This is a genomic window from Actinoplanes xinjiangensis, assembly GCF_003148685.1.
Classification (GTDB): Bacteria; Actinomycetota; Actinomycetes; order Mycobacteriales; family Micromonosporaceae; genus Actinoplanes; species Actinoplanes xinjiangensis.
Genome location: NZ_QGGR01000049.1, coordinates 14,510 through 37,530 on the forward strand (window position 1 = coordinate 14,510; position 23,021 = coordinate 37,530).

Below are 23,021 nucleotides of genomic sequence, written 5' to 3' on the forward strand. Positions count from 1 at the left end.
CTCAGGCGGCCCGGCGGTTGCCCTTCTCGGCGTACATGGCCTGGTCCGCGCGGCGGATCAGTTCGTCGGCGTCGAGTGTGGTGTCGGAGAGGACGGCGCCGATGCTGGCACCCACCCGGACCTGTTCGCCGGCCAGTGGGATCGGTGCGGCCAGGGCGGCGTGCAGGTGGCTGGTGAGCCGGCGGGCGGCGGCGGCCTGGTCGGGGTCGTCGCAGAGCAGGACGAACTCGTCGCCGCCGTAGCGGGCGGTGAACGCGCCCACCCCGCGGAGGCGGGCGGCGACCTCGGTGAGGAGCCGGTCACCGGCGAGGTGACCGAGCCGGTCGTTGACCTGTTTGAAGCCGTTGAGGTCGCAGAAGAGCAGGACGACCGAGGGGCGGCCGGCGCGCTGTTCGGCGGCCAGGGCGGCGTCCAGGTGGCGCCAGAGTTCGGCGCGGTTGGGCAAGCCGGTGAGCAGATCGTGGGAGGCCTGGTGGCGTAGCCGCCGTTCGGCCTGGTCACGCTGGCGGCCGAGGCGGGCCACCTGGAACACGACGAGCGCGACGATCAGCACGTTGCCCACCGTGAGCAGGGCGGCGTCCCCGTGGACGCCGAGGATCTCGCGGATTCCGGAGACGGTGGGTACGACGGTGACGGCCGCGGTGAGCAGGACGACCCGGCCGGTGAAGAGGCGGTCGGGCGGGACCGGGCCGGGGCGGGCCATCCGGGCGGCGCCGGGGTGCAGGAGCGCCAGGCCGAGCAGCGCGTAACTGACCATGAAGATCATCTCGTGGAGCGCCGAGGTGTGGGCGGTGACGGTGCCGGTGGCGAGGATCGCGGCGACGCTGCCGATCAGGTCGGCGAGGACCGCGGCGGCGAGCAGCACCAGCGGTACGGGACGTGGCCGGGACGTGTGCAGGACCCGGATCAGCATGCCGAGCACGCCGGAGAGCAGCAGCACCGTGGCGAGCAGACTGATCTGCAACCCGACCTCGACGCCGGCGGTGTCGAGGTCGGGTTGCAGCAGCACGGTCCAGAGGAGGGCGGCGACGACGATCGCGGCCACCCCGGCGTCGAGCAGGCCGCCGATGTCGTTGCGGCCGCGCCGCAGGACCAGCGCCACCGCGGCGGCGAGCAGGTGCAGGTTGGCGACCGCGAGGACCACGTCGGCGGCGGCGACCGCGGCGGCGCCACCGGCCAGCGACGTGACGGTGTTGGCCACCAGCCAGACGGCACCGAGCAGCAGCAGGACGAACGGGAGCCGGTCACCGCGCGGGACCCGGCGCAGCAGCCACGCGGCCGCGGCGATGTCGAACACCGAGATGAGCAGGAACAGCCCCGGCCGTCCGGCGGGTGGGACCACGGGCATGGCCGCCGTGCAGGCGATGGCCACGGCGAGGAAGGCCGCCATGCCGGAGAAGCGGGTCACGGCAGTGCGATCGGCCGCGGCGGCGCAGACTTGAGCATGCTCACCACGTGGACGTGATCGAACCGCAACGGCCCGGTTCCCGTAAGAATGACCGCGGGGCCCGTAACGGGCGGGTAACGAGGAAGGACGTAGTCGATGTCGCAAAAGGCGCAGATCGGGGTCACCGGCCTGGCGGTGATGGGCCGTAACCTGGCCCGTAACTTCGCCAGGCACGGGCACACCGTGGCGTTGCACAACCGCTCCTACGGCCGCACCAAGGAGCTGGTCGAGGAGTTCGGTCACGAGGGCTCGTTCCTGCCGGCCGAGTCGGCCGAGCAGTTCGTGGCGAGCCTGGAGCGCCCGCGACGCGTCGTCATCATGGTCAAGGCCGGCCCGGCCACCGACGCCGTGATCGACGAGTTCGCTCCGCTGCTCGAAGAGGGCGACATGCTGATCGACGCGGGCAACGCGCACTACGCGGACACCCGGCGGCGGGAGGCCGCGCTGAAGGCGAAGGGCCTGCACTTCGTCGGCGCCGGCGTCTCCGGTGGTGAGGAGGGCGCGCTGCACGGCCCGAGCATCATGCCGGGTGGCCCGAAGGAGTCGTACGAGGCGCTCGGCCCGCTGCTGGAGGACATCGCGGCGAAGGTGGACGGCGAGCCGTGCTGCGTGCACGTCGGCCCGGACGGCGCCGGCCACTTCGTGAAGATGGTGCACAACGGCATCGAGTACGCCGACATGCAGCTCATCGCCGAGGCGTACGACCTGCTGCGCCAGGTGGGCGGGCACTCCCCCGCCGACATCGCCGGCATCTTCCAGGGCTGGAACGAGGGCCGGCTCGGCTCGTACCTGATCGAGATCACCGCCGAGGTGCTCAAGCAGGTGGACGCGGCGACCGGCAAGCCGTTCGTGGACGTCGTGGTGGACCGGGCGGAGCAGAAGGGCACCGGCCGCTGGACCGTGCAGGCCGCCCTCGACCTCGGTGTGCCGGTGTCGGGTATCGCCGAGTCGGTGTTCGCCCGCGCCATCTCCGGCGGCGTGACCGAGCGTGAGGCGGCGGTCAGCGCCGGCCTGCCGGGCCCGGCGTCCGGTGGCGAGCACGTCGGCGGCGACCTGCGGGCGGATGTCGAGCAGGCCCTGTTCGCGTCGAAGATCGTGGCGTACGCGCAGGGCTTCCAGCAGATCCAGGCGGCCAGCAAGGAGTACGGCTGGGACATCGACCCGGGTGCGATGGCGAAGATCTGGCGGGCCGGCTGCATCATCCGGGCCAAGTTCCTGGACTTCATCAAGCAGGCGTACGACAAGAACCCCGCTCTGCCGACGCTGCTGGTGGACTCGTACTTCCAGGACGCGGTCGCGGGCGCGCAGGACGCGTGGCGCCGGGTCGTGGTGACCGCCGCGCAGCAGGGCATCCCGGCTCCGGGCTTCTCGTCGGCGCTGGCCTACTACGACAGCCTGCGGGCGCAGCGCCTGCCGGCCGCCCTGATCCAGGGTCAGCGTGACTTCTTCGGCGCGCACACCTACCAGCGGGTGGACAAGCCGGGCTCGTTCCACACGCTGTGGGCCGCCGAGGGCCGTCCCGAGGTCGACGCCTGACGCTCAGATCGTCGCCGGTTCCGGTTCCGGCGCCGCGGGTCGCGCCTTCACGGCGTACATCGCGGCGTCGGCCCGGGCGATGAGGCTCTCCCGGTCGGCGCCGTCGCCGGGCCAGGCGGTGGCGGTGCCGACGGAGGCGCCGATCCGCACGGTGCCGCCGGTGATCGGGATGGGTTCGCACAGCGCGGCGGTGATCCGGTCGGCGACGGGTTCGCCGCCGCACTGGAGGATCATGAACTCGTCGCCGCCGAGCCGGCCGACCGCGTCGTGCGGGCCGGCCACGGCGGACAGGCGGCGCGCGACGGCCTGGAGCACGGCGTCGCCGGCCTGGTGGCCGTACCGGTCGTTGACGGGTTTGAAGCCGTCGAGGTCGCACAGCAGGAGGGTGACCTCGGAGATCTCGCCTCGGTCGAGGGCGTCCATCGCCTCGTCGATCTTCGTGACGATGTGCCGCCGGTTGTAGAGGCCGGTCAGTTCGTCGTGGTGGGCCTGGTGGGCGAGGGTCCGTTCGGCGCGGGCCCGCTGGGACGAGAGCAGGCGCAGGCGCAGCACCACCATCGGCACCACGAGCATGGTGGCGACCGGCAGGACCACGCTGGCCGGGCCGTCGGCACGGACGGCCTGTACGACGGCGATCAGCGGGTTGGCGCAGAGCGCGGCGCCGAGCAGCCCGAGCGGCGGGTGCCGGGTGACGGCGGGCCCGGGGGCCGGTTCGGTGACCCCCCTCGCGGTCGGCAGAATCGGGCCGACGGCGAGGGTCAGGTAGGCCAGCATCATGATCTGGGCGGTCCAGACCGCGCTGCCGTCGATGGTGAGCACCGCGACGACGTCGTTGGCCAGGGTCAGCGAGGCGGTCAGCACCAGATAGCCGAGCGGGCCCCGGGCGCCGTGGGCGGTGATGCCGATCCGGATGAGGCAGCCGAGTACGGCGGCGAGCACCAGGACGTCACTGAAGAGCAGCGCCTTGCCCAGGGCGGTGGCGTGCGACCCGAGGTGCGGCCCGATCAGCCATTCCCAGAGGGGACCTGCGGCGCAGAGCCCGAACAGGGCGGCGTCGATCAGGCCGCCCGGGTCGGTACGGCCGTGCCGGCGCAGCGCGGTGGCGGTGCCGACCAGGAACAGCAGGTGCGCGGAGGCCATCACGAGGTCGGTGACGGAACCCTCGGCGCGGCCGAAGTGGTGCCCGGGGATCCAGTCGGGCCACATCACCGTGCCGAGGGTGAGGAATCCCAGCCCGGCGACGGCGGCGAGCCACGGCCCGCGGTCGGTGAGGTGCCCGGCGCCGAGGGCCAGCAGATACGTCACGATGGGCACGGCCGTGACCAGCGCGAAGATGACGTTGCGCAGCTCCGGGTCGGCCAGGGCGTATCCGCCGACGGTGGTCACCGCCAGCAGGAGCAGCCCCGCATGCACGGGCCATGCAGGCGCCGTCGCACGTGGCCATCCCATGGGTGTGTCCTCTCCTCGATTCCTCCCGTCGCAGGCAGATCGGCGTCCCGGCTCGCGGTCTGAGGAATCAGGCGGACACGGTGACCGGGGAATCCTCGGCGACGCGCCCGCTCAACGACCGGTAGGGGCGGCTGAGCAGGGCGAGCAGGGTGGCGATCACACCGATGATCCCGGTGAGCACGAACACCAGCGCCATGCCGCGGTCGGGTCCGGTGCCGAACCAGGAGCCGATGGCGTCCGCCCCGGCACCGCCGTCGCTCATGAACGGGATGAACACGAACTGGGTGATCGGCGAGATGAGGAACGCGGTCAGCGGTGACGCGGCCTGCTCGACGCTCTGGGCCAGACCGAAGACGCGGCCCTGCCGCTCGTACGGGACGACGCGCTGGAGGATGGTCTGCTCGGCGGCCTCGGCGTACGGCATGAGCAGCATGTACAGGTACATCCCGATCGCCATCGGGATGATCGACGCCCAGAGCGGGAAGACCAGGATGATCACCCAGAGGACCACGTTGATCAGCAGCAGCAACCGGACCGGGCGGGACCCCAGGCCGGTACGCGCCACCAGCAGCCCACCGACGATGAAGCCGGTGCTGAGCACACCCCACAGCAGGCCCCACGTCTGCACGGAGACGAGCGACAGCCCGTAGGCGTCGGCGAGCGCCATGAACACGCCGCCGAGGAAGTTGTTGAACGTGGAGAACAGGATCAGCGCGGGCAGCCCCGGCACCGCGCCGATGAGCCGCAGTGTGCCCCGCAGGTCGACACCGGGCACGGCGGGTTCCGCGTCGGGGGCGGCCTGGCGTTCCGGGATGGTGATGAAGGCCAGGTGGACGATCGAGAGCGCGAGCACCACGAGCGCCAGCACGAGTATCGAGAACATGCCGTCGAAGGCGACCAGGACCCCGCTGATCACCGAGGTGACCAGGAAGGTGGTGCCGGAGACCGTGCCGACCAGGCCGTTGGCCCGGTCCCGGCGGTCCTCGTCGATGAGCAGGGTGACCAGCGTCGGCAGGGCGATGGTGCGGACGTTGCCGGCGATCACCCCGAACATCAGCAGCAGGACGAACATCCAGAGCCGCGCGTCCGCCGGGTCACGGAAGGCCTCCTCCGGGACGGCCTGGTAGACGGCGAGAGCCGCCGCGTACAGCGCCAGTGAGGCGACCGCCGAACCCTGGAGGGTGGTCTTCTTGCGGTGCCCGTCGACGAGGCTGCCGAACCAGATGCCGGTGAGCGCGGTCAGCACCAGGAAGATCCCGGAGATCATGCCGGTCGCGAAGACCGACTTCGTCTGGAGGTACGTCCAGAAGGTGACGGCGAACCAGACACTGAAGTTGATGATCGACACCAGTCCGGTGTTGAGCAACAACTGGTAGAAGGTACGTACATGGCCGGTGATGACGGTCATGCGTGCACGGTAGTACCTCCACCCCGCTTCAGGTCCAATCGATGAGGATCAGGCGGCGGCGACCGGATCGGCGGCCATCAGTGCACCGCAGTCGGCGGCGGGCAGTGGTTTGGCCATGAAGAAGCCCTGGCCGTACCGGTAGCCGATGTCGCGCAGCCGGTCCAGCTGCCCCTGGGTCTCGATGCCCTCGGCCACCGCCTTGAGCTGAAGGTGCTCGGCCAGCTGGGCGACCGCGGCGGCGACGGCGAGCCGGCCCCGGTCGGCACCGTCGGCGATGCCGTCGACGAACGACTTGTCGAGTTTGAGCACGTCGACCGGGAACGCCCGCAGCAGACTGAGCGACGACTGGCCGGTGCCGAAGTCGTCGAGCGCCAGCCGTACGCCCATGTCGTGCAGTGCCTGGAGGGCCTCCTGGACCTGCCAGCCGTCGACCACCGACGACTCGGTGACCTCGAGGATCAGGTTGCGGGAGGTGAGACCGGTGTCGCTGAGCACGGCCGCGACCTCGTCGACGAACCCGGTCGCCCGCAACTGCCGGACGGCCACGTTGACGTTGACCGCCTCGACCGCACCCGGGCCGTACTCCGAGCGCCATCGGGCCAACTGCTCACACGCCTCCCGCAGCACCCACGCGCCGAGCGGCACGATCAGCCCGGAGCGCTCGGCGACCGGGATGAACTCGCCCGGCGACACGAACCCGCGGGACGGATGCTGCCAGCGGACCAGCGCCTCGCAGCCGTGCAGGCGGCCGGTGACCAGGTCGAAGACGGGCTGATAGAGCAGCCGCAGCTCGCCCCGGGCGATGCCGTTGCGCAGTTCACCGGCCAGCGTGGCGTGGTTGATCATGTCGTCGCGCATGCGGGGCTCGAACCGGACGAACGAGGCCTTGCCGCTCTCCTTGGCCGCGTACATCGCGATGTCGGCATTGCGCAGCACCTCGTCGGCGCCCTCGCCGTCGCCGGGGATGGCGATGCCGGCGCTGGCGTGCAGCAGCAGCTGCTGTTCGCCGACGCGGAACGGGTCGGCGAGGGCCAGCAGGAGCCGGTTGGCGGCCGCCTCCGCGGCCACCGGGTCGCCGTCGGCCAGGAGTACGGCGAACTCGTCGCCGCCGAGCCGGGCCGGCATCTCGTCACCGGTACACCGCTCGCGCAGCCGCTGGGAGACCTGGAAGAGCAGCTGGTCGCCGGCGGCCGGGCCGATCGTGTCGTTGATCATCTTGAAGTCGTCGACGTCGATCAGCACCGCGGCGGCCGGCAGGCCGGCGTCCAGCCGCTCGCCGAGGGCGACCAGGAACCGGGTCCGGTTGGGCAGCCCGGTCAGGTTGTCACTGAGCGCGAGGCGTTCGAGTTCGGCCTGCTGGCGGCGGATCCCGCGCAGGGCGAGGGTGTTCTCGCGCAGACTGAGCAGCTGGCGGGCGACGACACAGCCGGTGATCAGGAGGGCGCCGATGATGACGATGCGCTGGCGGGCGTTCATGTCCTGGGCGCTGACCGTGATCACCAGCCCGGCCGTGGCGATCACCGCGGCGAACGGCAGCATGTCGAACACCGAGCGGGCCGGGAACGACGAGGCCGACGGCCGGGTCAGGGCACGGCGCTGGAGGTAGGCGCCGATGCACATGGCGGCGCCGGTGAGCGGCAGGGCGAGCACGGACAGCGCCAGCCGGGACCGGTCGTCACCGGCGATCAGCAGGATGGTGCCGGCGACGCAGGTGACCGGGCCGGTGGTGAGCACCCGCAGTGCGGCCGGGTCGACGACCGTCTCCGGGGCGGCCGCCGACTTGCCGACCACGACGAGCAGCAGCACACCGCCGACCCCGACGACGGCGGCGATCACCTTGTCGCTGAGCGAGGTGCCGGCGGGGGCCAGGTCGAGTACCACGTACCAGAAGATCAGGGCACTGGCGATGGCGATCGTCAGCGTGTCGAGCGTCCCGCGCAGCCAGCACAGCGCGGTGCGGCGGGGAGCCGGCAGCCCGAGGAACGCGGCCAGCAGCAGGCTGACGCCGAGCATCATCGGGACCGCGACCCAGATCGACATGCCGGTGTTGTTGTTGGCCCGCGCCAGGGCGATGACGGCCGTCAGCGCCAGACTGGCGGCGGCGAACTCTAGCCGGAGCCAGAAGGTGCGCACCGGCCTGGCCAGCTCGCCCGCCCGGACGATCCGATGGCAGGCGAACGCACCCGCGGCGAGCGCGAACGGCCCACCGTAGTAGCCGTAGGTGACGTCGTCGGCGCTGCGGATCACCAGCCACACGAGCACGCCGATGGTCGCCCACACACTGACCAGCACGGGTGCCAGTCCCCCGGAGGAGAGCCGGGACTCGGTGGCGCTCTCGGGTGCGGTCATCAATCTGTACGGCTCCTGCCCGGATCAGCCGGTCTGCTTACGACTGACTGTCGGCGCAGGAGCCGTCGACCTGAGACGAACGCTCAGCCGGCAAGTGCGGCGGAGACCACTGCCCGGGCCTCCTCCTGGATGCGGGCCAGGTGGTCGGGCCCGTGGAACGACTCGGCGTAGATCTTGTAGACGTCCTCGGTGCCGGACGGGCGGGCCGCGAACCAGCCGGAACCGGTGACCACCTTCAGACCGCCGATCGCCGCGCCGTTGCCGGGCGCACTGGTCAGCACCGCCGTGATCGCCTCGCCGGCCAGCGACGAGGCGGTCACCTGGGACGGCGACAGCTTGCCGAGCACGGCTTTCTCCGCCGGGGTGGCCGGGGCGTCGATCCGCGCGTAGGCCGGCTCGCCGAACCGGGCGGTCAGCTCCCGATAGTGCTCGCTCGGCGACTTCTGGGTGACCGCGAGGATCTCGGAGGCCAGCAGGTCGAGGATGATGCCGTCCTTGTCGGTGCTCCACGGGCCGCCGTCCCGGCGCAGGAACGACGCGCCGGCGCTCTCCTCGCCGCCGAACCCGATCGAGCCGTCGAGCAGGCCGGGCACGAACCACTTGAACCCGACCGGCACCTCGTCGAGGCGGCGGCCCAGGTCACCGGCGACCCGGTCGATCATCGAGGACGAGACCAGGGTCTTGCCGATGCCGGCGCCGGACGGCCAGCCGTCGCGGGAGGAGTAGAGGTACGCGATGGCGACCGCGAGGTAGTGGTTGGGGTTCATCAGACCGCCGTCGGGGGTGACGATGCCGTGCCGGTCGGCGTCGGCGTCGTTGCCGGTGGCGATCTGGAAACGGTCCTTCTGCTCGATCAGGGAGGCCATCGCGTACGGCGAGGAGCAGTCCATCCGGATCTTCCCGTCCCAGTCCAGCGTCATGAACCCGAACCGCGGGTCGACCGCCGGGTTGACCACGGTGAGGTCGAGCCGGTGCCGGTCGGCGATCTCACCCCAGTAGTCGACACTGGCGCCGCCGAGCGGGTCCGCGCCGATGCGCACGCCGGCGTTGCGGATCGCCTCGATGTCGATCACGTTGGGCAGGTCGTCGACGTAGGTGCCGAGGTAGTCGTACGTCTGCGGGCTCCGCGGCCGGGCGGCACGCCGCACGTCCTTGAGACCGGCGGCGATGATCGCGTTCGCGCGGTCCTGGATCCACCGGGTGGCGTCGGTGTCGGCCGGGCCGCCGTTCGGCGGGTTGTACTTGAAGCCACCGTCGTCCGGCGGGTTGTGCGACGGCGTGACCACGACGCCGTCGGCCTGCGCCGCGTTCGCCCGGTTCCACCGCAGGATCGCGTGCGACAGCGCCGGCGTGGGCGTGTAGCGGTCCCGGTCGTCGACCAGCACGGTCACGTCGTTGGCGGCGAACACCTCCAGCGCGGTGATCAGCGCGGGCTCGCTGAGCGCGTGCGTGTCACGGCCCAGGAAGAGCGGGCCGGTGGTGCCCTGCTCCCGCCGGTACTCGACGATGGCCTGGCTGGTCGCGGCGATGTGGTCCTCGTTGAAGGCGGTCCGCAGACTGGAGCCGCGGTGGCCCGAGGTGCCGAACGCGACCCGCTGCCCCGCCTCGGCCGGGTCCGGATGCTCGGTGTAATACCGCGAGATGACCTTTGGAACGTCGATCAGGTCGGCCGCTTCTGCGGGCCGGCCGGCGCGGGGGTGGACGGACATGACAGCTCCCTCGGTGGCGGGGTCAGGCGCTGTGACGGATCGTATCCACAGCGTCTGCTTGAACCTTTCCCACCGGGGATACGAACTACCCCATGTGACCCGGGTGCTCGCTGTTCTGTTCGTGCTGCTGACCGCCGTTCTCGTGCTGCCCGCGTCGCCCGCGTCGGCGCACGCCGCGACGGTCGGATCGAATCCCGCTCCGGGAAGTGTGATCGGCGCCTCCCCGTCGGAGGTGACCGTGACGTTCAGCGAGCCGGTCACTCCGGTCGAGGGGCGGGTGCAGGTGATCGCGCCGGACGGCGAGCGGATCTCCGGGAAGGTCCAGGGCGGCGGCACCGTGCTGCGGATCCCGGTCCGCAAGGCGGGCAAGCCGCTGGGCACCTACCTGATCAGCTTCCGGGTCATCTCGGCCGACAGCCACCCGGTCGGCGGTGCCATCACCTTCTCGGTGGGCGCGCCGTCGGCCCGCCCCGAGGAGCCCGCCGCGACCACCGGGCCGCATCCGTCGGTCGCGGTCGCCGTTCCCCTGCTCAAGACCATCGGGTACGCCGGGGTCACGCTCATCGTCGGACCGGCGCTCTTCCTGGCCTTCCTGTGGCCGCCACGGCGTTCCCGGGCCGGTGCGCTGCGGATGATCCGGATCGGTCTCGCACTGACCGCTGCGGCCACCCTCGGCGCTCTCGGCACCCAGGCGCAGCAGGGCTCCGGAGCCCCCGTCTGGTCGTTGACGGCCGGCGAGTTCACCGAGGTGGTGGCCAGTCAGTACGGTCTGCTGCTGCTCGCGCGCCTGGCGGTTCTGGGTGCTCTGGCCGTACTGCTGCCGCCCCTGCTGCGCCGGCCACGACGTACCGTGACCGTGCCGCGGACCGCGCCCGCCCCCGTTCTGGTGGGCGCTGGTGCGCCCGTGCCGGAGCCGGCGCCCGCCGTGCCACCGCGACCGCAGGTCACCCCGCGCCGGGCACGGGCCTGGACGGTTCTCGGGCTCGGCGCCGCCGGGCTGGCCACGTGGCCGATGACCGGTCACGCCATCGCCGTTCCGCTACCGGCGGTGACCATCACGGCCGGGGTCGTACACATGGCGGCGATGGCCGTCTGGCTCGGTGGGCTGGTGACGCTCACCGTGTTCCTGCTGCGCGGCACCCACGAGCGGATCCTCGGGGTGGTGCTGCCGGTGTGGTCACGCTGGGCGGCGCTCGCGGTGATCTGGCTGGTCATGGCCGGTGCGGTGCAGGCGGTCATCCAGGTCGGCTCGGTGCCCGCCCTGTGGCGGACCGACTACGGGCGGCTGCTGCTGGTCAAACTCGCCATTCTGGCGGCGGTGCTGGCCGCGGCGGCCGGTGCCCGCCGGATGGTGAACCGGTCCCGCAACGGCCGCGGTCTGCGGCGCACCGTCGGTGTCGAGGTGGCGGCGAGCGTGGTGATCCTGGCGCTGAGCTCGGTGCTGGTGCAGGTCGACCCGGGGCGCAGCGCGGCCGCGAACGAGGCGGCGGTCAGCGGCCGGGGCGTCTCCGAGACGCTGACCAGCGATCTCTACACCGTGCAGTTCAACATCTACCCGGTCGAGCTGGGAGAGTACAACACGGTGCACGCCTTCCTCTACCGGCCGGACGGCGCGCCGTTGCAGGCCGCGGAGTGGGAGGTCTCGGCCCGGCTCCTCGACCCGCCGCTGGAGGCGGTGAAACAGCCGATGGCCGGCATCCTGCCGGGTAACCAGGCCCTCGGCTCGCTGGCGTTCCCGCTGGCCGGCACGTATGAGGTGGTCTTCACGATCCGGGTCAGCGAGATCGACCGCGCGAGCGTGAAGACGACCGTGACCGTCGGCGGGTGACGGCGGGCGGCGGGGCCGGCCCGGCTAAGGTCTCGGCGTGCTCATCCTGCTTCCGCCGTCCGAAGGCAAGACCCCGGCCCCGGCCGGCTCCCCCGTCGACCCGTCGGCCCTGTGGCTGCCGTCGCTGGCCACCGCCCGGGCGCGGGTGCTGAAGCGACTCGTCGCCCTGTGCTCGCGGACCAGCCAACGGTCGATCGCGGACAGTCTGGCGGTGTTGGGGCTCAGCGACGGGCAGCGGGACGAGATCGCACGGAACGCGGCACTGACGTCGGCACCGGCCGCTGCGGCCGCGCAGATCTACACCGGCGTGCTGTATGAGGCGCTCGGCACCGCGAGCCTGCGGGCCGACGAGAAGGACTGGCTGGACCGGACGGCGGTGGTGTTCTCCGGCCTCTGGGGTGTGGTGCGGCTCGGCGACGCGATCCCGGCCTACCGCTGTTCGGTCGGCGTCACCCTGCCCGGCATCGGCGGGCTCACCCCGTACTGGAAGAAGGGGCTGGCGAAGGTTCTCGACGAGGCGACCGCGGGCGTACCCGTGCTGGATCTGCGGTCCGGCGCCTACGCCGCGATGTGGGCGCCCGGCAGGAACGCCGCGGCCTTGCGGGTCCTGCACGAGCGGGTGGTCGACGGGGTCGCCAGGCGGTCCGTGGTCAGTCACTTCAACAAGGCCACCAAGGGCCGCCTGGTCCGCGCGCTGGCCGTCGAGCAGGCCGCCCCGGGTTCGGTGGACGAGCTGGTCACCGCCCTGCGCGACCTGAAGTTCACGGTCGAGGAGCAGCCGGGACCGGCAGGCGGGCCCCGGCGGCTCGATGTGATCGTGGCGGAGTTGTAGGACTACTGCGCCGACAGGATGTCGACGACGAAACGCAGGTCGCCCTTCTCCGGGCCGTAGGCGAGGGCGGCCGGCACGTCGAGCTGGATGCGGCTGCCCACCTTCTGTCCCGGGATGCCCTTGTCCCAGCCCTGGATCAGCTGGCCGGTGCCGACCTGGAAGCTGATCGGCTCGGACTTGCCGCCCTTCCACGACGAGTCCATCTCCTCGCCGGACGTGTACCCGATCAGCTTGTAGTTGACGCTGATCGTCTGGCCGGCCTTCACCACCGGGCCGGTACCGGGGATGCGTTCCTTGATCACCAGCTCGCTGACCGTGCCGGTACCGGTCGTGACGACCGGCTCCTGGGTGATCGTCTCGGTGGCCACGGTGGCCGGCGCGGAAGCCGGAACCGGCTCGTCGGCGTCCTGCCGCACCAGGACGAAGACCACCACCAGAACAGCGAAGACGAGCACGCCGCTGAGCACCCCGGCGATCGCCTGCCCGCGGCGCTTGCTGCTGGACATGGGACTGTCGCTCATTCGTCATTCTCCCGGTCGGCGAGTCGGAAACTCCGGACACGCTACTCGCAACCGGGAGCAACGCGGCGAAGAACCTCCTCCGAATCGCCGAGGTGGGCGATCAGCCGTACGTGCCCGACCCGTCGCCACCTCTTCACCCGGGGGCATCGGGATGAGATCGTTTACCGCTCCTGCCCGCTTCCGAGATCTGGGGGATCCTTGCCTCTGCGCGATCCAGAAGGACGGCGTCACCGGCGGGAACACCTCCAGCAGGGCGCGGTCGTCCTCGCCGGTGTGCTCGCCGTCGTCACGGTCGGCTGGGTCGTCCACACCCGTACCGGTGCCGACGAGCCGGCGCCGGTCGCGCCCACGGTTGCGGCCACCCTGCCCGAACAGGTCCCGATCCCGCTCCCGAGCGTGTCCCCGTCGCCCTCGATGACACCGATCAACGAGATCGTGGTCGAGCAGGTCCCGATCGGCGAGACCGTCGACCTGGCCGCCGAGGGCGAGACCGACTGGGTGCACTGGGGCGAGAAGGGCCGGTTCTCGCTGGAACGCGACAGCGGCGGCGGATTCACCATCCTCGAGGGCACCCCGGGCGAGCCACGCCTGCGGCACACCGTCAGCCCGCAACGCTTCACCTGGCCCGGCGCCCCGGACGCGGGCGTGGCCAGCGGGATCCGGACCTGCGGCGACGGGCACGGTTTCACCCTGTCCGCCCCGGCCGGGACCGAATCTCGGACCCTGCGGCTCTACGTCGGCGCGATGCGGGCACGCGGCGATCTGCGCATCGAACTCAGTACCGGCGGCAAGGCGTACACCGACTCCTTCACCAGCCGGGGGAATTCGATGGGAACAACTGCCTACGTCGTTTCCTACCGCGGATCGGGAACTGGCAAGATCTCGATCAAGTGGATCACCGGTGCGGCGTTCGACGAGAACTGCGGTGGCGTGGCCCTCCAGGCCGCGGCTCTGAGCTGAACCACTGAACTCTCGTAATTCCAGGAAGGGGAACCCTGTGTTCGCGGGCTGGGGATCGCGGGTCGCCCGCCTGAGATGGCCGGTGCTCATCGTCGCGCTCGTCGCGGTGATCGGCTCCGGAGTCTGGGGCTTGGGCGTGTTCGGTCAGCTCACCGAGGGCGGCTACAACGACCCACGGAGCGAGTCGGCCCGGGCCGCCGAGCTGGCGACCGCCGCGACCGGTGGGCAGGGCGGTGACGTCATCGCCGTCTACACGCCCGACCAGGGCACCATCGACGACGCCGCGCTCACCAAGCGCATCAAGGAGCGCCTCGCCGCGCTCCCGAAGACGGCGGTGGAGTCGCAGACGTCCTACTGGGACCGCAAGGCCGCGGCGTACGCGTCCGAGGACCGGTCCAGCGCGGTCGCCGTCATCACCCTCACCGGCGAGGACGACGCCGACAAGATGGACGCCTACGCCGACATCGAGGACGCCCTCACCATCCCCGGCGCACGCGTCGAGCTGGCCGGTGGCATCCCCCTCGGGCACGCGTCGTCGCAGCGCTCCACCGACGACCTGGCCTTCGCCGAGATGGTGTCGCTGCCGATCGTCCTGATCCTGCTGCTGATCATCTTCGGGTCACTGGTCGCCGCGTTGCTGCCGGTGCTGGTCGGCGGTGCCGCGGTCCTCGGCTCCCTCGGTGTCCTGCACGCCGTCGCCCTCACCCACGAGGTCAACTCGTTCGCCGTCAACGTGGCCAGCCTCCTCGGCCTCGGCATGGCCATCGACTACGGCCTGTTCATGGTCGGCCGGTTCCGTGAGGAGCAGGCCGTCCACTCCACCGCCGAAGCGGTCCGGCGCACCGTCGCCACCGCCGGCCGTACCGTCATCTTCTCCGCCACTCTGCTGATGACCGCGCTCGCCGGGCTGCTGCTGTTCCCGCAGGGCTTCCTCAAGTCGCTGGCCTACGGTGGACTCGCCGCCGTGTTCCTGGCCATGCTGCTGTCGCTCACCCTGCTGCCGGCACTGCTGGCCGTCCTCGGGCCACGCGTCGACCTCCTCCCGATCCGGCTCCCCGGCCGCGGCGCGACCGCGCCGAAGACCGGCGGCTGGGAACGGCTCGCCGGATGGGTCCTGCGGCGGCCGGTGCTGGTGGCCGTACCCATCTTCGCCGCCCTCGTGGTCCTCGCCCTGCCGATCGCCGACGCCCGATTCGGTGAGAACGACGAACGCCAGCTCCCGGCCGGGGACCCGTCGCGGGTCGCGATCGAGACCCTGAAGGCCGACTACCCGCAGTTCGCCTCGGACGGCGTCCAGGTGGTGGTGCACGGCACGAACGGCAAGAAGCCGGACGTCAAGGCACTCAGCACCGCCGCCGCGAAGGTCACCGGCATCGACAAGATCACCACCACCGGCGGCAACAAGGACACCGTGCTCCTGACCGCCCAGCTCAAGACCACCGACGTGTTCAGCGACGAGGCCCGCGACGCCGTCGACGGCCTTCGCGCCCTGACCCCGCCGGCCGGCGCCGAGGTGCTGGTCGGCGGCGTCACCGCCCGCAACGTCGACAGCCTCGAAGCCATCGGCGCCGAACTGCCCCTGATGATCGGCCTGCTCGCCGGGGCCACCCTGGTGCTGATGTTCCTGGCGTTCGGCTCCATCCTCCTGCCGATCAAGGCCGTGGTGATGAGCGCACTCAGCCTCAGCGCCACCTTCGGCTGCCTCGTCTGGATCTTCCAGGAGGGGCACGGGGCGTCGTGGCTCGACGTCACCCCCACCCCGCTGGAAGCCGGCATCGTCGTACTGATGGCCGCCGTCGTGTTCGGCCTCTCCACCGACTACGAGGTGTTCCTGCTCTCCCGCATGGTCGAGGCGCGGCTGCGCGGCGCCACCACCCGCGAGGCCGTCACCATCGGCCTCTCCCGCACCGGCCGCGTGATCAGCGCGGCCGCGCTCCTGCTCATCGTCGTGACCGGCGCGTTCGCCCTGTCATCGGTGACCACCATGCGGTTCATCGGCGTCGGCATGATCATCGCGCTGGTCCTGGACGCCACCGTCGTCCGGGTACTTCTCGTACCGGCCGTCCTCGCCGTCCTCGGCGACGCCTCCTGGTGGGCGCCCGGACCGCTACGTCGCCTCCAGCAGAAAGCCGGACTCGCCGAATACGCCGGCGAGGAGGAGGCACCCGGCCGGCACGCGTGGCGGCCCGGCGACCCCTCCCTCGAAGAGACGACCGTCCTCGACGGGACGCTGCTCGCCCGGGCGTTGCCGGCCGCGCCGGCGCAGGTCGCGCTGACCTCCGGCAGCGAAACCTCCAACACGGTGGTCCTGGATTACGAGGCGGTCCTGGATTACCTCTCCGAGAAGAACCAATCCTCCGGTACGCCGTCCGACGATCGCCTCCAGCATGAGGCGTCGACGTCTCCCGCCGAGCCGGACACGCTCCCCGGGCCGGACTCCGACTCTGTCTCCTCCGCTGCTGCCGCTCCCGTCTCGGGCGCTCCGGTTTCCGGCTCTCCCGTCTCCGCTGTCCCCGTCTCCGGCACTTCGGTGTCCGGTGCTCCGGTGTCCGGCGCTTCGGTCTCCGCTGTCCCCGTCTCCGGCACTTCGGTGTCCGGCGCTCCGGTGTCCGGCGCTCCGGTCTCTGGCGCTCCGATCTCCGGTGGTCTGATTTCCGGCGCTTCGGTGCCCGGTGCTTTGGTGCCTGGGGCTTCGGTGCCCGGCGCTTCAGTTTCCGGCGCTTCGATCTCTGGTGCCTCTGTCTCTGGTGCCTCTGTCTCTGGTGCCTCTGTCTCCGGTGTTCCGGTCTCCGATGTTCCGGTCTCCGGTGCTGCCGGCTCCTCCGCGGCCTCGTCGTCGACGGATGAGGCCGATGCCGGCTCCGGCCCGGACGATCTGTGGGCCGAGGTGGAGGCGACCCTGGCCGCCGGAGCCGAAGCCGCCAGGCCAGACTCCGAACCGTCATTGCTCGAGACCTACAACGCCACGAACCTGGTGGAGGGCGACGACCACGACCCTGCGGTCACCCAGGTCCTGCGCCTGCCCGTCGACTCGACCCCGGACGACCCGGCCGCCACGCAGGTCCTGCGCCTGCCCGGCCCGGAAGAACCGGTCATCTTCTCCGAAACCGTCTACAACGGCCTGTTCACCGACGAGACGGTGCGGGCCGCGACACCCGACCCTGAGCCGGTCGATGTCGTCACCGCTTCGGACGTGGACCCTTCCGCATCCGCCGACCTGGAACCGGCCGAGGGTTCCTCCAGCGACACCGGCTCCGACACCGACAGCGCTTCCGCGGACGCTCTCTCTACCGATGGCCCCGCCGACGAGGCCACTCGAACGGACGTCCCCTCCGGCGCCGCCACACCGACCGTTGTCGCCTCTACCGTCTCCGCTCCCGACGTCCTTTCTCCGGACGTCCGCTCTAGTGACGTGCGCTCTAACGACGTCGTCTCTAGGGACGTCCTCTCTAGCGACGTCTTTTCTCCCGACGATGTCTCTCGGACCGAGGTCACCTCTCCCGACGTGCCCTCGGGCGACGTGGCGCGGACCGACGGCACCTCTCCCGACGTCTTCTCCGGCGACACCGCGCGGCCCGGCATCACCTCACCCGACGTCTCCTTCACCGGCTCCGGACCGATCGCAACCGAACCCGGTGCCCTCGCGCCCGCTGATGCCGAATCCCCGCAGATCACAGCCGCCGAGTTCACGACCGCGGATGTCAGCCGGTCGCGCTCCGTGAAGTCCACGGCCGCCGAGGACGAGGAGGTCGCATACTTCCTGGCCCCCTTCGTCGACGCCACCGACCCCACGACGCCTCCTACCGATCCCACGCAGCCTTCCATCGAGCCCTCCGCGCCACCTTTCGAGCCGCTCGCCCCTGCGGCCGAGTTCACCGCCGCACCGGTCGAGCCCGTCACACCCGCGGCCGACTTCACCGACCTACGCCCCGAGTCCGTCGCATCCGCGGCTGAGTTCACCGCCTCGCCGTTCGAGCCCGTCACACCCGCGGCCGACTTCACCGACCCACGCCCCGCGTCCGTCGCATCCGCGGCTGAGTTCCCCGCCTCGCCGTTCGAGCCCGTCGTGCCCTCGCCGTTCGAACCCGTCGCCCCCGCAGCCGAATTCACGGCGGCACCGTTCGAGCCCGTCCCCGCGGCCGAGTTCGGCGCCTCCGCGTTCGAGTCGGCCACACCCTCCGCCGAGCCGACACCGAGGCACGCTGAAGTTGGCACGCCTGCACCGGCCCCTCTGATGGACGTGCCGGCGGCCGAGCCGGTCACCGACCCGTTCTCCTGGCGTGACGACCCCCGTCTCGCCGCCATCACCGCCCCGGAGCCCCACTCGTTCCCGTGGCTGGACCGCTACGCCGCGATGCCCAGCGCACCGGAGCCCGCCCCGGCAACGCCGGAAACAACCGAGCCGGCCCCGGTCACCGACCGAACCGTCCCCCACCGCCCGCAGACCCTCGACGACTGGCTGACCACCGCCCCACCGCGAAGCCGTCCCGAGCGATCCCAGCCCGACCTCCCCGACGTTCCGGACCACACGGTGGCGGCCTCGCCCGAGCCTTTCGGCGCGCCCGAGCCTTTCGGCGCGCCCGAGCCTTTCGGCGCGCCCGAGCCTTTCGGCGCACCGCACGTCTCGCGTCCGGCAACCCTAGGCGACCTGCCGGCCGGCCCGGTCAGCCCGGCGAGCCGTCACCGACCCGCCAGCCTGGCCGATATCCCTCTCCGCACTGCCAGCTCCGACGTCTCTTCCTCGTCCCCGGCAGCCGCCGATCCGACCGGGGCCGCCGGCCCCACGACCCCCGAGCCGGCGTATGCCGAACCGGCCTTTGCCGAGCCGGCATATACGGAGGCAGTGTCTGCCGAGCCAGCGTTTGCCGAACCGACGGACACCGAACCGACGTTGACCACGGCGGCAGTCGCCGAACCAACGTTCGCCACACCACCGTTCGCCGAACAGACATTCGTCGAGTCGACGTTCACCGAGACGGCGGACACCGAACCAGCGTTCACCGAACCGGCCTTTGCCGAGTCGACGTTCACCGAGACGGCGGACACCGAACCCAGATTCACCGAACCGGCCTTTGCTGAGTCGACGTTCACCAGGTCGGCGGACACCGAACCCACGTTCACCGAGCCAAAGACCATCGACGCACCGACAAACGACGCATCGGTTGCCGGACCGACCGTGAGCGAGAGGACGGTCAGCGAGGCAGCGGTTGCCGAGCCGACGTTCGCGGAAAGCTCGATCCCTGGGACGGTCACAGCTACAAGCGCCGCAGCATCGCCCACGGCGGACGAGCGGTTCACGACGACCGTACCCACGGACACGGAAATCCCGATGAACCAGCCCCGGCCACTCACGGTCGAAGCCACCTTGGACGACTCAACCGGCGATACGCCGGATCGGATTACGGCAGCCGAGCCGCTCACCGCATCCGCCGGCAGCGTTGTCGAACCCGCCGCCCACATGCCGACCGAGATCACCGGCTTGGAGCCCGCCGAGCCCACCGCATCGGGCATGGCGACCGAATCCACCGAGGTCACCGAGGCCCCTGAGGCCGTCGAGGTGCCTGAGCTGGCCAAGGTGCCTGAAATTGCTGAGGGTCCGGAATTGCACGGGCGCCCTGAATCGGCCGACGTGACAGAGGTCGCCGAGGTAGATGAGGCAACTGAGGCCGCCGAGGTCCCTCAACACACGCAGCTCGCCGAACGCACCGAAATCGTCGGAAGCACCGAGATCCCCGATCGCACCGATACGTACAAACCAGCCGAAATCGACGCCTGGCGTGACCCTGCGGTCTTGGCGCAATCGGCGCTCAACTCAGACCCCAACCTCCGCCAGCCGACCAGCGGCATCCCGGCAATCAACCCCGAAGCCATCGAACGCACCCAGTCCAACGGCCCACTCGCCTCCAACGCGACCGCGTCGAGCGAGCTCGACCCCGACGAGACCCCCTTCACGACAACACCGTTCGAGCTCACGGAACCGCTGGCAAAGCCAGAGCCCGCACCGACCGCGGAAGACGACGAGAACACCGGCAAGCCGACCGCCACGGCCGACACCCCCGCGGCAGCGACGGAAGCGACCGAGGAGCCGGTGGACGAACTCCCCGACGAGCCGCCGCTCCCGACCAACGCATCCGAAGCACCGGCACCGGCACCGGCACCGGCACCGGCACCGGCCGAGATGACCACGGCGACCGAAATGCCGGAAGCCACCGATACGCCCGCCACGGTCCCGGCGGACCCGTCACCCACCGACCACCCCCGCCGCCCACAGACCCTCGGCGACTGGCTGACCAGCCCCGTCCCGCTCCACCGCCCACGGACGCTGGAGGACCTCCCCACCGCATCGGCCCGCCCACAGGCTTCGGAGCCGTTCCTTGCAACCGGCCATGACGTCCCACCGGCCCGTCCCCAGACTCTGGGCGACGTGAACACCGGTGTCTGGCGGGGTGCCGGTTCCATGGAGGAGCCGGCCGAGACGGACCAGACCGAATCCGATCACCTGCGGGGCCGACGGCCGGAGACGCTCGACGACCGGATCCGGGGCACGGTGCGCCCGGCGACGCTCGCCGATCATCTGCCGGATCAGGGCCGTTCGGCACGGCGACCGGCGAACACCGGCCCGTCGTGGGCCGGCGGGTCGGGCGAGCAGCCGTACGATCGGCAGACCCGCCGTCCGGCCTCGCTGGCCGACCATCCGGGACCGGCCCGGCCGGGTCCGGAGCCGACGGCGGAGGAGCCCGGTCCGGACGCGGCGCGCTGACGAGATCGGCCGGCCGATCGGTGATCCGCGGGATCGCCGGTCGGCCGGTTCGTTGTCACGGTGGGCTGGGTCGCAACTGCTGTGGCAGCGGCCACCGGCGCCGATAGGACCGCCGGTGGGTCGACGGCCCGGCCGGTAAGTACAGTGCGTGCGGGCAGGAACAGAGGGGGACGTACGAAATGACCGGCATCGACCCGGACGCCGTAAGTGTGGATCCGGACCGTCTAGCGGTCTGTCTGGCGGTCCTGGCCGAGGTGGAGCAGTTGCCGACCGAGCATCCGGACGCGGTGCGGGTGCGGCGGGCGACCGCGGGCCTGTTCAAGACGGTAAAGGTGCAGCGCCGTAAGGAGCGCCGTCAGGCCGTCGTGGCGAACGATCGGGCGGTGACGGAGGCGACGGCGACCGGCGCCCCGGGCCGCATCGACGACGAGACGGCGGGGATTCCGCTGCGGAGCGCGGTGCGCGGTGCGACCGCCGGGGTGCTGAAGCAGGCGCGCGGCTGTTATGTGTGCAAGCAGCGGTTCACCGTGGTGGACGCGTTCTATCACCAGCTCTGCCCGTCGTGTGCCGAGCTGAACCATTCGCGGCGGGACGCGCGTACCGATCTGACCGGCCGGACGGCGCTGCTCACCGGCGGGCGCGCCAAGATCGGCATGTACATCGCGTTGCGTCTGCTGCGCGACGGCGCGGATCTGACGATCACGACGCGGTTCCCGCATGATGCGGTCCGCCGTTTCGCGGCGATGCCGGACAGTGCCGACTGGCTGCACCGGCTGCGGGTGGTCGGCATCGATCTGCGAGACCCGGCGCAGGTCGTCGGCCTTGCCGAGTCGGTCGCGGCACGCGGTCCGCTGGACATTCTGATCAACAACGCGGCCCAGACGGTACGGCGTACGCCCGGCGCCTATTCGGAGCTGGTTGCCGCCGAGTCGGCCCCGCTGCCGGACGGGCCACTGCCGGAGCTGGAGTTCTTCGGTGGCGCCGCGTCGATCGGTTCCTCCCCCGCGGCGGCGCTGACGGCGGCGCACCCGCCCACGCTGTCGGCGAAGGAGGTCACCGAGATGGCGCTGACCGCCCGTTCGGTGGCGATCGACGCCGGCGGCCTGGTGCCGGACACGACGTCGACGAACAGTTGGAGCGACCGGGTGCACGAGGTCGCACCGCTGGAGCTGCTGGAGGTGCAGCTCTGCAACGTGACCGCCCCGTTCATCCTGGTGAGCCGCCTGCGGCCGGCGATGACGGCGTCGAAGTTCCCCCGGCGGTACGTGGTGAACGTGTCGGCGATGGAAGGCATCTTCGCCCGCGGTTACAAGGGCGCCGGCCACCCGCACACGAACATGGCGAAGGCCGCCCTGAACATGCTGACCCGCACGAGCGCGGACGACATGTTCGCCGACGGCATTCTGATGACCAGCGTCGACACCGGCTGGATCACCGACGAGCGCCCGCATCCGACGAAGATGCGCCTGCACGAGGAGGGCTTCCACGCCCCCTTGGACCTGGTCGACGGCGCAGCCCGGGTGTACGACCCGATCGTCCGTGGTGAGCAGGGCGAGGACGTGTACGGCTGTTTCCTGAAGGACTACGCCCCCGTCGCCTGGTGACCCTCCGGATTCAATAGCGAACGGGCCGCACCTCACGGTGCGGCCCGTTCGCTATGAAGGAACAGTTGTTACTACCGAGTCGCTGATCAGAGACCGCCGCCGCGACCGCCGCCGCCGAAGCCGCCGCCCATGCCGCCACCCATGCCGCCGCCTTGGCCGCCACCCATGCCGCCGCCCATGCCGCCGCCCTGGCCACCGCCGATGCCGCCACCGATGCCGCCACCCTGGCCACCACCGATACCGCCACCAATGCCGCCACCGCGACCGCCCCGATGCCCCACCGATGCCGCCACCCTGGCCGCCACCGATACCGCCACCGATACCGCCACCGCGGCCCCCGCCGATGCCGCCGCCGATGCCGCCACCGTGACCGCCACCGCGACCACCGCCGATACCGCCGCCATGGCCGCCGCCGATGCCGCCGCCGTGACCGCCACCGATGCCACCGCCATGGCCGCCACCGATACCGCCGCCGTGGCCGCCGCCGTGGCCGCCGCCGTGGCCGCCGCCGTGACCGCCGCCGTGACCGCCGCCGTGACCGCCGCCGTGACCGCCGCCGTGACCGCCACCGTGACCGCCACCGTGACCGCCACCGTGACCGCCACCGTGACCGCCACC

Annotated in this window: 14 protein-coding genes; 7 read left to right on the plus strand and 7 right to left on the minus strand. The window is 71.4% G+C overall.

The genetic code is table 11. From position 1 onward, the window contains the following. Position 1: 1 nt before the first annotated feature. A complete protein-coding gene (locus BC793_RS46780; RefSeq protein ID WP_109603118.1) occupies positions 2–1,408 on the minus strand; it encodes a GGDEF domain-containing protein in 1,407 nt (468 codons plus the stop codon). Between the two features lie 135 nt (positions 1,409–1,543). On the opposite strand from BC793_RS46780, the gene gndA reads away from it, so the two are divergent. Beyond that, on the plus strand, positions 1,544–2,983 hold the full coding sequence (gndA, locus tag BC793_RS46785) for an NADP-dependent phosphogluconate dehydrogenase (protein ID WP_109603119.1): 1,440 nt from the start codon (positions 1,544–1,546) through the stop codon (positions 2,981–2,983). 3 nt (positions 2,984–2,986) lie between these two features. Here the strand turns inward: gndA and BC793_RS46790 are convergent, their stop codons facing one another. The 4 genes from BC793_RS46790 to pgm form a co-directional block, all read right to left on the minus strand. Continuing rightward, on the minus strand, positions 2,987–4,432 hold the full coding sequence (locus BC793_RS46790) for a GGDEF domain-containing protein (protein WP_146246774.1): 1,446 nt from the start codon (positions 4,430–4,432) through the stop codon (positions 2,987–2,989). Positions 4,433–4,499: 67 nt separating this feature from the next. Further along, a complete protein-coding gene (locus tag BC793_RS46795) occupies positions 4,500–5,840 on the minus strand; it encodes an MFS transporter (RefSeq protein ID WP_109603121.1) in 1,341 nt (446 codons plus the stop codon). A gap of 48 nt (positions 5,841–5,888) precedes the next feature. Then, complete coding sequence (locus BC793_RS46800; RefSeq protein ID WP_109603122.1) at positions 5,889–8,189, minus strand: putative bifunctional diguanylate cyclase/phosphodiesterase; 2,301 nt, start codon at positions 8,187–8,189, stop codon at positions 5,889–5,891. A gap of 83 nt (positions 8,190–8,272) precedes the next feature. Continuing rightward, a complete protein-coding gene (pgm, locus tag BC793_RS46805) occupies positions 8,273–9,898 on the minus strand; it encodes a phosphoglucomutase (alpha-D-glucose-1,6-bisphosphate-dependent) (protein WP_109603123.1) in 1,626 nt (541 codons plus the stop codon). Positions 9,899–10,001: 103 nt separating this feature from the next. On the opposite strand from pgm, the gene BC793_RS46810 reads away from it, so the two are divergent. Together BC793_RS46810 and yaaA are read left to right on the plus strand one after the other, a co-directional pair. Continuing rightward, positions 10,002–11,726 (plus strand): copper resistance CopC/CopD family protein, encoded by a 1,725-nt coding sequence (locus tag BC793_RS46810; protein ID WP_239169830.1) that lies wholly within the window; start codon positions 10,002–10,004, stop codon positions 11,724–11,726. Between the two features lie 37 nt (positions 11,727–11,763). Continuing rightward, a complete protein-coding gene (yaaA, locus tag BC793_RS46815) occupies positions 11,764–12,558 on the plus strand; it encodes a peroxide stress protein YaaA (protein ID WP_109603125.1) in 795 nt (264 codons plus the stop codon). Between the two features lie 2 nt (positions 12,559–12,560). Here the strand turns inward: yaaA and BC793_RS46820 are convergent, their stop codons facing one another. Then, the gene (locus BC793_RS46820) at positions 12,561–13,079 is read right to left on the minus strand and encodes an FKBP-type peptidyl-prolyl cis-trans isomerase (protein ID WP_109603126.1); all 519 of its coding nucleotides are present in this window, start codon (positions 13,077–13,079) and stop codon (positions 12,561–12,563) included. Positions 13,080–13,277: 198 nt separating this feature from the next. Between BC793_RS46820 and BC793_RS46825 the strand changes: the two genes are divergently transcribed. The 3 genes from BC793_RS46825 (at position 13,278) to BC793_RS46835 (ending at position 22,403) form a co-directional block, all read left to right on the plus strand. Beyond that, positions 13,278–14,039: a hypothetical protein gene (locus BC793_RS46825; RefSeq protein WP_239169829.1), complete on the plus strand. Its 762-nt coding sequence runs from the start codon at positions 13,278–13,280 to the stop codon at positions 14,037–14,039. A gap of 82 nt (positions 14,040–14,121) precedes the next feature. Further along, entirely contained in the window at positions 14,122–20,799 is a 6,678-nt protein-coding gene (locus BC793_RS52110; RefSeq protein ID WP_239169828.1) for an MMPL family transporter, read from the plus strand. Positions 20,800–20,978: 179 nt separating this feature from the next. Further along, positions 20,979–22,403, plus strand: coding sequence for an SDR family oxidoreductase (locus BC793_RS46835; RefSeq protein WP_109603127.1), 1,425 nt, complete (start codon positions 20,979–20,981; stop codon positions 22,401–22,403). Between the two features lie 86 nt (positions 22,404–22,489). Here BC793_RS46835 and BC793_RS50900 read toward each other — a convergent pair whose 3' ends face one another. Further along, positions 22,490–22,780, minus strand: coding sequence for a hypothetical protein (locus BC793_RS50900; protein WP_249037423.1), 291 nt, complete (start codon positions 22,778–22,780; stop codon positions 22,490–22,492). On the opposite strand from BC793_RS50900, the gene BC793_RS50435 reads away from it, so the two are divergent. Further along, positions 22,770–23,021 (plus strand): hypothetical protein (locus BC793_RS50435; protein WP_211340667.1); only part of this gene is annotated, 252 nt, incomplete at its 3' end. The genes BC793_RS50900 and BC793_RS50435 overlap by 11 nt on opposite strands.

Bases quoted from the DNA above. Each gene is read 5' to 3' on its own strand.
- gndA (WP_109603119.1), top strand. From the start codon at position 1,544: ATGTCGCAAAAGGCGCAGATCGGGGTCACCGGCCTGGCGGTGATGGGC.
- BC793_RS46790 (WP_146246774.1), bottom strand. From the start codon at position 4,432: ATGGGATGGCCACGTGCGACGGCGCCTGCATGGCCCGTGCATGCGGGG.
- BC793_RS46795 (WP_109603121.1), bottom strand. From the start codon at position 5,840: ATGACCGTCATCACCGGCCATGTACGTACCTTCTACCAGTTGTTGCTC.
- BC793_RS46800 (WP_109603122.1), bottom strand. From the start codon at position 8,189: ATGACCGCACCCGAGAGCGCCACCGAGTCCCGGCTCTCCTCCGGGGGA.
- pgm (WP_109603123.1), bottom strand. From the start codon at position 9,898: ATGTCCGTCCACCCCCGCGCCGGCCGGCCCGCAGAAGCGGCCGACCTG.
- BC793_RS46820 (WP_109603126.1), bottom strand. From the start codon at position 13,079: ATGAGCGACAGTCCCATGTCCAGCAGCAAGCGCCGCGGGCAGGCGATC.
- BC793_RS46835 (WP_109603127.1), top strand. From the start codon at position 20,979: ATGACCGGCATCGACCCGGACGCCGTAAGTGTGGATCCGGACCGTCTA.